This window comes from uncultured Thiocystis sp., from assembly GCF_903866365.1.
Lineage (GTDB): Bacteria > Pseudomonadota > Gammaproteobacteria > Chromatiales > Chromatiaceae > Chromatium.
This window is the reverse complement of sequence record NZ_CAIPNF010000098.1, coordinates 1-6,627: the sequence shown is the minus strand read 5'-3', so window position 1 is coordinate 6,627 and position 6,627 is coordinate 1. Positions and strand designations below refer to the sequence as shown.

Sequence of the window (6,627 nt, the reverse complement as noted above, 5' to 3'; positions counted from 1 at the left end):
GTCGTCTGGGAACATTTCGACAAACTCACGGTAACTGCGCGGGTAGTCGCGCCCTGCCACCAAGGTCGGGTATATGGATTGGTCAGTAGGATTCACCCCCACATCTTGCGACAGGAGGCACTAACCGACTACCCCCCTTAACGAAAATAACACACTCAACAAAGTGACGTCGTTCACGAAAAAGTGACTTCGTTCACGAAATTAATGCAAGCTGATTTGTTCTTGAAAATTCTGCGCGTTGGGCAATGTTTAGCAACTCTGATAACGCCTGCTAATGCGATCATTCCTGATATTTTCGCTCTGGTTGTCCACCGGACAACACTTGTTGATCTCTTGGGCCTTGTTGACGGCTCTGCCGTGTTGTCCTGTTAGGTTCCCCGCTGTTCTCCCCTGATCGGCAGGCTCGGGTTTGCATGAATCAGCAACCGAATTATGGAGCGGTTTGATCGATGGGCAAGCGGTTTCTGGCAGTGCAGGGGGAGGGCAGATTCCCGATGGAGTTTGCGGAACCCGGTGCTAGTTAGGTCTACGACATAGCACCAACATAGCACCAAAGAAAAACGGCCTAGACGTTTTGCGTCTAGGCCGTTGATTTTATGGAGCTGACGGTCGGATTCGAACCGACGACCTGCTGATTACAAATCACGGATTCGATTGATCGCTGCATCCCTCTCGTTTACGATAATCTACTCTAAAACAATCGCTTAGAGGTTATGCTTGCACTTTCCTGCGCGCTAAATTACGCTCATATTCACTTCAGCGTGGTTGCTCATTGGTTGCTCAAGCGAGGCTCCTCCGATCGACACTCCCACCGAAACGGCCCGAAAACCCGTCAAACTAACCAAGCGCGTTGTTGATGCATTGACCTACCAAGGGACGGGTAACGGTGCCTGTTACGTTTGGGATGCAGAGATCAAGGGATTCGGTGTGCGCATCTTCCCGAGCGGGCGGAAAGCCTTCTTGGTGACCTACCGAGCCGGAACCAGGAAGCGGTTCCTGACCCTTGGAACCTTCGGCAAGGATTTGACCACGGACGAAGCCCGCAGGCTGGCCAAGACGACACTTGGCGACGCAGTACGCGGCACGGATCCTGCCGAAGAGAAGGAGAAAGCGCGTCAAGGCGAAACCGTGCGGGATCTATGCGTCCTCTACATGGAGCGCCATGGCAATGCCAAAAAAGCGGTCGGGACGACCAGCGGCGCATCCATCAGCATCTCTTGCCGATCTGGTCGAACTTGAAGGCACGGGCGATCAAGCGGGCGGACGTCGCCAGCCTTCACGCCAAGATTGGCAAGACGGCCCCCTACGAGGCGAACCGGACGCTAGCGCTGCTATCCAAGATGTTCGAGCTGGCTCGCCGTTGGGGGTTCGTGCCCGATGGCCACGCGAATCCAGCCCGCGATATCGACCGTTTCAAGGAACAGAAACGCGACCGCTGGGTCACGCCCGAGGAACTGCCCCGCATTGCCCAGGCGATCAATGAGGAGCCGAACCAATCGGCCCGCTTCGCCTTGTGGCTGTACCTACTGACCGGCGCTCGCAAATCGGAGCTACTGCAGGCGCAGTGGGAGCACATCGACTGGACCCGCAATGAACTCAAGCTGCCAGACACGAAAGCGGGACGCGTCCACTACATCCCGCTGTCTTCTCCAGCCCTCGCCTTGCTGCGCGAGATCCCGCGCGTGGCAGGCAATCCCTACCTCCTGCCCGGCAAATTGCCCGGTGCCCATCTGGTGAACATCAGCAAGCCCTGGAACCGGGTTCGCACGCTGGCCGGCGTCGCGGATGTCCGTCTGCACGATCTGCGACGCACCGTCGGCAGTTGGCTGGCGCAGTCGGGGAATTCGCTGCATCTGATTGGACGGGTGCTCAATCATTCCAACCAGTCAACGACGGCGGTCTACGCCCGGTTCGGCGAAGACTCGGTGCGGGCCGCCTTGGAACGACACGGCACCCAGATCATGGGCGCCGCCGGCTTGTTCCCCGTCGTGGACGCGATGGAAGAGCCGGCGCCAGACCAGAAACCATCCCCATAGACCGCGTTCATCCCAGGTCGCCAGCATGGAATCGGCGCGATCGCTAATCGCAAAAGAACGGTACCTCGCCAGTTCACCGATGCGCCCTGACGCCTCCCTTGCGCTCGGATAGTCTTGCCTGGCGTTCGCTCATCAGCGCGTGATTCATGACCGATTGCGTCGTCTTCGCTGGCAGACGCCAACGCGTTCCAGCGGAAGACCATCGGTCGGTTCACGCCGCGCACGCACAGGACAACAGGATCATTTTGAGGCCAAGACGAGACACCGATGCAAACACCGATTTCCCCCGTCCGTCGCCGACTTAACGAGCGTGAAGCCGCCGCCGAACTCGGCATCAGCTTCCGCACCCTTCAACAATGGCGTGTGCGGGGCATTGGACCCGTTTTTTTGAAACTCGGCCGCGCCGTGCGATATGACGCCGATGCGCTGGAGACCTGGTTAGCGCAGCAAGTCCGCACGAATACCGTGGGATGAGGGCGAAACGATGCGCCAACGCCCCAGCAATGAAAACGGCCTGGTGGTCTCGGAAACCACCAAGCCGTTGAGTCAAGCACGCTCCCAAGCGTTTTCGTCAACCGTTCCCTGAACCCAAAAGCGGTTCAGGGACAAAGCAATCCGACGGCGAATCGGCTTGCACCGGCAGGTGAAGTTTACCCCATCGAGCGGGTAATTTCGCCTGCCGGCGCCCGCTTCTCCGGTCGGTCTCTCAGCCTCGCGAGGTACCGCACCATGCAGATCCAGTACATTCCCGCGGCGGCCGATCCGGCCGCCACGACCGGACCGCCCGACAGCGCCCACCCCCTTTCCACGGCGCTCGCCTGTCAGGCTCCGGCGCCCAACGACGTCCTCGGGTTCACCATCTGGCCGAACATGGCCGCGACCGCCAAACTGGACATGCGTCTGGCGTGGCCAGCGGTCTGTGCGCTGATCGCCCAGGAGGGCGCCCAGCCCGCCAAACCTCATTGCCGCTGGGTCAAGCTGGCCACGTTCGGTCAGCTCCGCACGGCGAAAGGATGCCTGCGACACGACGCCAACGTGCGACAGGTTTTCGGCATCGAGGGCGACTACGATGACGAAGTCATGACCCCGGAGGAGGCGATCGAGCGTCTGGAGCGCCATCAACTCAAGGCATTGGTCTATACCTCCTGGAGCCATACCCCCGAGACACCCCGCTGGCGTGTCTTGTTACCCTTGTCCGGCCCGATCGCCCCCGCCGCGCGGCAGGCTTACGCCGAGGCGCTGAACGGACTGCTGGGGGGCATCCTGGCACCCGAATCGGGCGTCCTCAGTCAGAGCTACTTCTTCGGCCATCCCCCCGGAGCCCCGTCGCGCGTTCTCTACACCTTTGACGATCCCCAGGAAGGGAGCTGTTTGGATACGCTGGATGCGTGGCAGCAATACCGCATCCCCTTCGCAAGCCACGCGACAACCGCAGATCGACCCGCCGCGCCGCAGCCGCCAGCGGAAGCCCTGGCCGACCTGCTGTCGGGCGACGACATCCACGGCAATGCATTGAGACTCGTGGGGCGGATGGTCCGCGAGGGCGTCACGGATGCCATGATCCGTGCGACTTTCCAGATCCTGGCGCAGCAGGTGGAGGCCATGCGCGGCGCTGACCGCGCCCAGGCCCTGCTGGGCGGTGAGTTGACCCGGATGATTCGTGGCGCGCGGGACTGGCAGGCGCGGGGTCAAACGGATCGGGAAGACCAGCGCCGGCGCGAATCGGCAGCGCTCGACCAGAGCGCCGACAGCGATTTTCTGACGCCGCCCCCGCGTCCCACCGAGGCCATGTTTTACGGGCTGACCGGCGAGGTTGCCCGGACCGCCGCCGCCGGGCGGGAAGTGAACCCGGTCTCCGTCGCCGCCGTGTTTCTGTCCTGGCTCTCCGGCCAAGTGGGGCGGGATGTCTATCTCCAGGTGGGCGATGTCCGCCACCCGGTGCCGCTCTTCACCCTGCATGTGGGGCGGACGGCCATTGCCGCCAAGGGCGAATCGACAGGATTGCCGTTGCGCATCGACGAGGCGATCCGCCAATCCCCGCTCGCGAGACTGGGACCGGAACAACCTCTGCTGGGGCAAACCCATGCGGGCGGCCTCTCCTCGCGTGAAGGACTGACCCTCTTTGTCCATGATGGTTACAAGTCCGGGCGCGATGACATCCCCTCGATCGAGGATAAGCGGCTGTGGGTCTTCGAGCCAGAGTTTCAGAACGTGATCGCGCAAGGCAAACGCGAGGGCAACACCCTGTCCGCCGCGCTGCGCGATGTCTGGGACGGCGGGAGCATCAAGCCCGCGACCAAGGGCGGGCGGACAGGGCGAGCGCGTACCCCTATAAATCAATAAGTTACAGTTCATATGTATTGTGAAGCTCGCATCTTAACTGTTTGATTTTATTGATTTCAGAAAAAATTATACGCGCTCACCCTGGGCGGGCGGATCTGGGCGAGTGTGCCGCATATTGCGTTGCACGGCTGTATGACGCCGTTCGAGCTGCGCGCGGGACTGGAGCAGAAGGACATTACCAACGGTTTCGGGAATCGATTCCTAATGGTCTGGGCGGAGCGGACCTGTCTGGTCCCGCTGCCTCGCGCCACCGCACCCGAGGCGATCGCCCGTCTCGCGCGACGCGCCGAGCGCGTCATCCGCTTTGCGCTGGGAACGTACCCCATGACGAAATACACGCGCGAACTCCGCCTGACGCCCGACGCCGAGACGATGTGGTGCAGCGCCTATCGGTCCTTGAAGCGTCGCGAGCCCTTGGGCGAAACCGTCACCGCGCTGCTGGAACGGCGGGCACCGATCACGCTGCGGTTGGCGGGACTCTTTGCCCTGACCGATGAGAGCCTGATGATCGAGGCCCGCCACCTGGCCGCCGCTCTCGCCTGGTCCCGCTATCACCGAGACAGTGTCGCGTTTGTGTTCGGTGCCGAGGTGGAACAAACGCGCCAGGCCATCGAGCAGTCCGACCGGCGCCAGAAGCTTCGCGACTACCTGGCGGGGCGGGACTGGGTTATCCGCTCGGAGATCCTGTCGCGGGCGCTGGGCGGCAAGGTGACGGCCAGCGATCTGAACGGGGTGCTTCAGGCCATGCTGGCGGACGGCGAGATCGAGCAGAAACAGGAAGCGCGTGGCGGTGCGGCGACGAATACCAAAACCTTCTACCGCGCGTCCGTTGCTCGCGAGATCGACGCGAAAGACGCGAAACACGCGCAAGACGGCGTCAATGCTGATCCCGAGTCCGGGCGAACCACGGCGAAAGACGCCGAACGACGGACGTCAGCCAAGGCGAAGGACGCAGCGGGTGTCGTCTGTCGGGAGGTGATCGGATGACGGCGTACCCGTCTTGCGGGCGCGTGTTGCGCGTCTTTCGCGCGTGTTTCGCCCGACAGGAAGCGCCGTGGTTAGGCGTCTTGCGCGTCTTTCGCGTGTTACGCGGCAGAACCGCAGGCAGGTCTTACGCCTCGACAGCGCGTCAGACGGCGAAGGCGGCGCGGACATGAGCGTACAGGCGCTGTTGAACGATCTGGCCTGCGCCAACGTCCGTCTTTCGCTGACAGCCGACACCGGGCTGGAGGCCACGGGCGACCGCGCGGCGCTCGATTGCTGGCTGCCGGTAATCCGCGCCCGCAAGGACGAATTGCGCGCGCAGTTAGCCGCCACGACGCCGCCACCGCTCACCGGCACCGAGCGCGCCGATCTCCGCGAGGCGATCGAAGAGCGCGCGGCCATTCTGGAGTTCGACGGCCATCTCTCCAGAGCGCAGGCGGAGACGGCGGCGACTAGCGCCATGCGGGTGTATCGCTACCGGCTGAGCGACCGCCCGACGGATTGGCTGATCATGCTTGCTCCCGGCTGCGACCTGGAGGAGGCACGGCGCGTCTTGGCACTGCGCTTTGGATCTGAGCGCGTGATCGAGGTGGCTTGCAACCCCGGCACTTCTTGAAGCGATCCGGGCGTTGTGTTGTGGCCAAGGTTTCAGGGCATGCGCCTCCATCCATGCTGATGGCGATCCCTTCACGCCGGAGCACGCCGGAGCACGCCGGTGAAGAGCGCGCTGGTGAACGGCGATAAAAAATTCGACCCTGGCCCCCTCGCTCGCGGACCCATTGGACGCGACGGAACGGGCGTTCGAGGCGGATCCAGAATCCTCGAAGCTGGCGGCGCTGCTGGACGCCTGGGCGGGCTGTTTCCGCGTCAACGTGGCGCGTCTGACGGTCGCCAACGTGATTCAACATGCCAATACCGACCACCGCCAAGGCGAGAACGGCTATCCCATCGCGGAGACGGAAGACAACCGAGAGACCCGCACGGCCTTACGCGATGCGCTGCTGGAGATCGCCGGCGAGCGGGGCGGCACGGCGATCAACCCGAGGATTCTCGGGCGCTGGATCGAACGCCATGCCGAGCGGCGGCTGAACGGACAGCGGTTGGTGCAGGAGGGAATCAGTCACCGCGCGAAACGCTGGATGGTGGCGTCCGACGCGGCGCGGCAGGCGGAAAAAAACTCCCCAAACTCCCCAAACTCCCCTTTGCCCGAATCGGGAGGGGCGTTTCAAGACAATAACTCCCCTCCGAGCCACGCGCACGAGTT

Annotated in this window: 6 protein-coding genes and 2 pseudogenes; 7 read left to right on the top strand and 1 reads right to left on the bottom strand. The window is 62.7% G+C overall.

The window, feature by feature from the left end; all coding sequences use genetic code 11:
- Positions 1-102, bottom strand: a pseudogene (locus tag QZY07_RS06000) (IS1595 family transposase); the annotation flags it as partial.
- Between the two features lie 663 nt (positions 103-765).
- Here QZY07_RS06000 and QZY07_RS05995 point away from each other — a divergent pair.
- The 7 genes and pseudogenes from QZY07_RS05995 to QZY07_RS05965 all read left to right on the top strand — a co-directional run.
- Positions 766-1,239: an Arm DNA-binding domain-containing protein gene (locus tag QZY07_RS05995; protein ID WP_363183797.1), complete on the top strand. Its 474-nt coding sequence runs from the start codon at positions 766-768 to the stop codon at positions 1,237-1,239.
- Positions 1,236-2,036, top strand: coding sequence for a site-specific integrase (locus QZY07_RS05990; RefSeq protein ID WP_295400636.1), 801 nt, complete (start codon positions 1,236-1,238; stop codon positions 2,034-2,036). The genes QZY07_RS05995 and QZY07_RS05990 overlap by 4 nt, the downstream gene beginning before the upstream one ends.
- A 267-nt stretch (positions 2,037-2,303) precedes the next feature.
- The gene (locus QZY07_RS05985; RefSeq protein ID WP_295400634.1) at positions 2,304-2,510 is read left to right on the top strand and encodes a helix-turn-helix domain-containing protein; all 207 of its coding nucleotides are present in this window, start codon (positions 2,304-2,306) and stop codon (positions 2,508-2,510) included.
- Positions 2,511-2,765: 255 nt separating this feature from the next.
- Positions 2,766-4,379, top strand: coding sequence for a hypothetical protein (locus QZY07_RS05980; protein WP_295400632.1), 1,614 nt, complete (start codon positions 2,766-2,768; stop codon positions 4,377-4,379).
- Between the two features lie 105 nt (positions 4,380-4,484).
- Positions 4,485-5,366, top strand: a complete 882-nt coding sequence (locus QZY07_RS05975) for a hypothetical protein (protein WP_295400630.1) — start codon at positions 4,485-4,487, stop codon at positions 5,364-5,366.
- Positions 5,367-5,532: 166 nt separating this feature from the next.
- Complete coding sequence (locus QZY07_RS05970) at positions 5,533-5,979, top strand: hypothetical protein (protein ID WP_295400628.1); 447 nt, start codon at positions 5,533-5,535, stop codon at positions 5,977-5,979.
- 163 nt (positions 5,980-6,142) lie between these two features.
- Positions 6,143-6,627: pseudogene (locus QZY07_RS05965) on the top strand (hypothetical protein); the annotation flags it as partial.

What these genes read in the sequence shown, in the direction of transcription:
- QZY07_RS05985 (WP_295400634.1), top strand. Translation starts at nt 2,304, where the DNA reads ATGCAAACACCGATTTCCCCCGTCCGTCGCCGACTTAACGAGCGTGAA.
- QZY07_RS05980 (WP_295400632.1), top strand. Translation starts at nt 2,766, where the DNA reads ATGCAGATCCAGTACATTCCCGCGGCGGCCGATCCGGCCGCCACGACC.
- QZY07_RS05970 (WP_295400628.1), top strand. Translation starts at nt 5,533, where the DNA reads ATGAGCGTACAGGCGCTGTTGAACGATCTGGCCTGCGCCAACGTCCGT.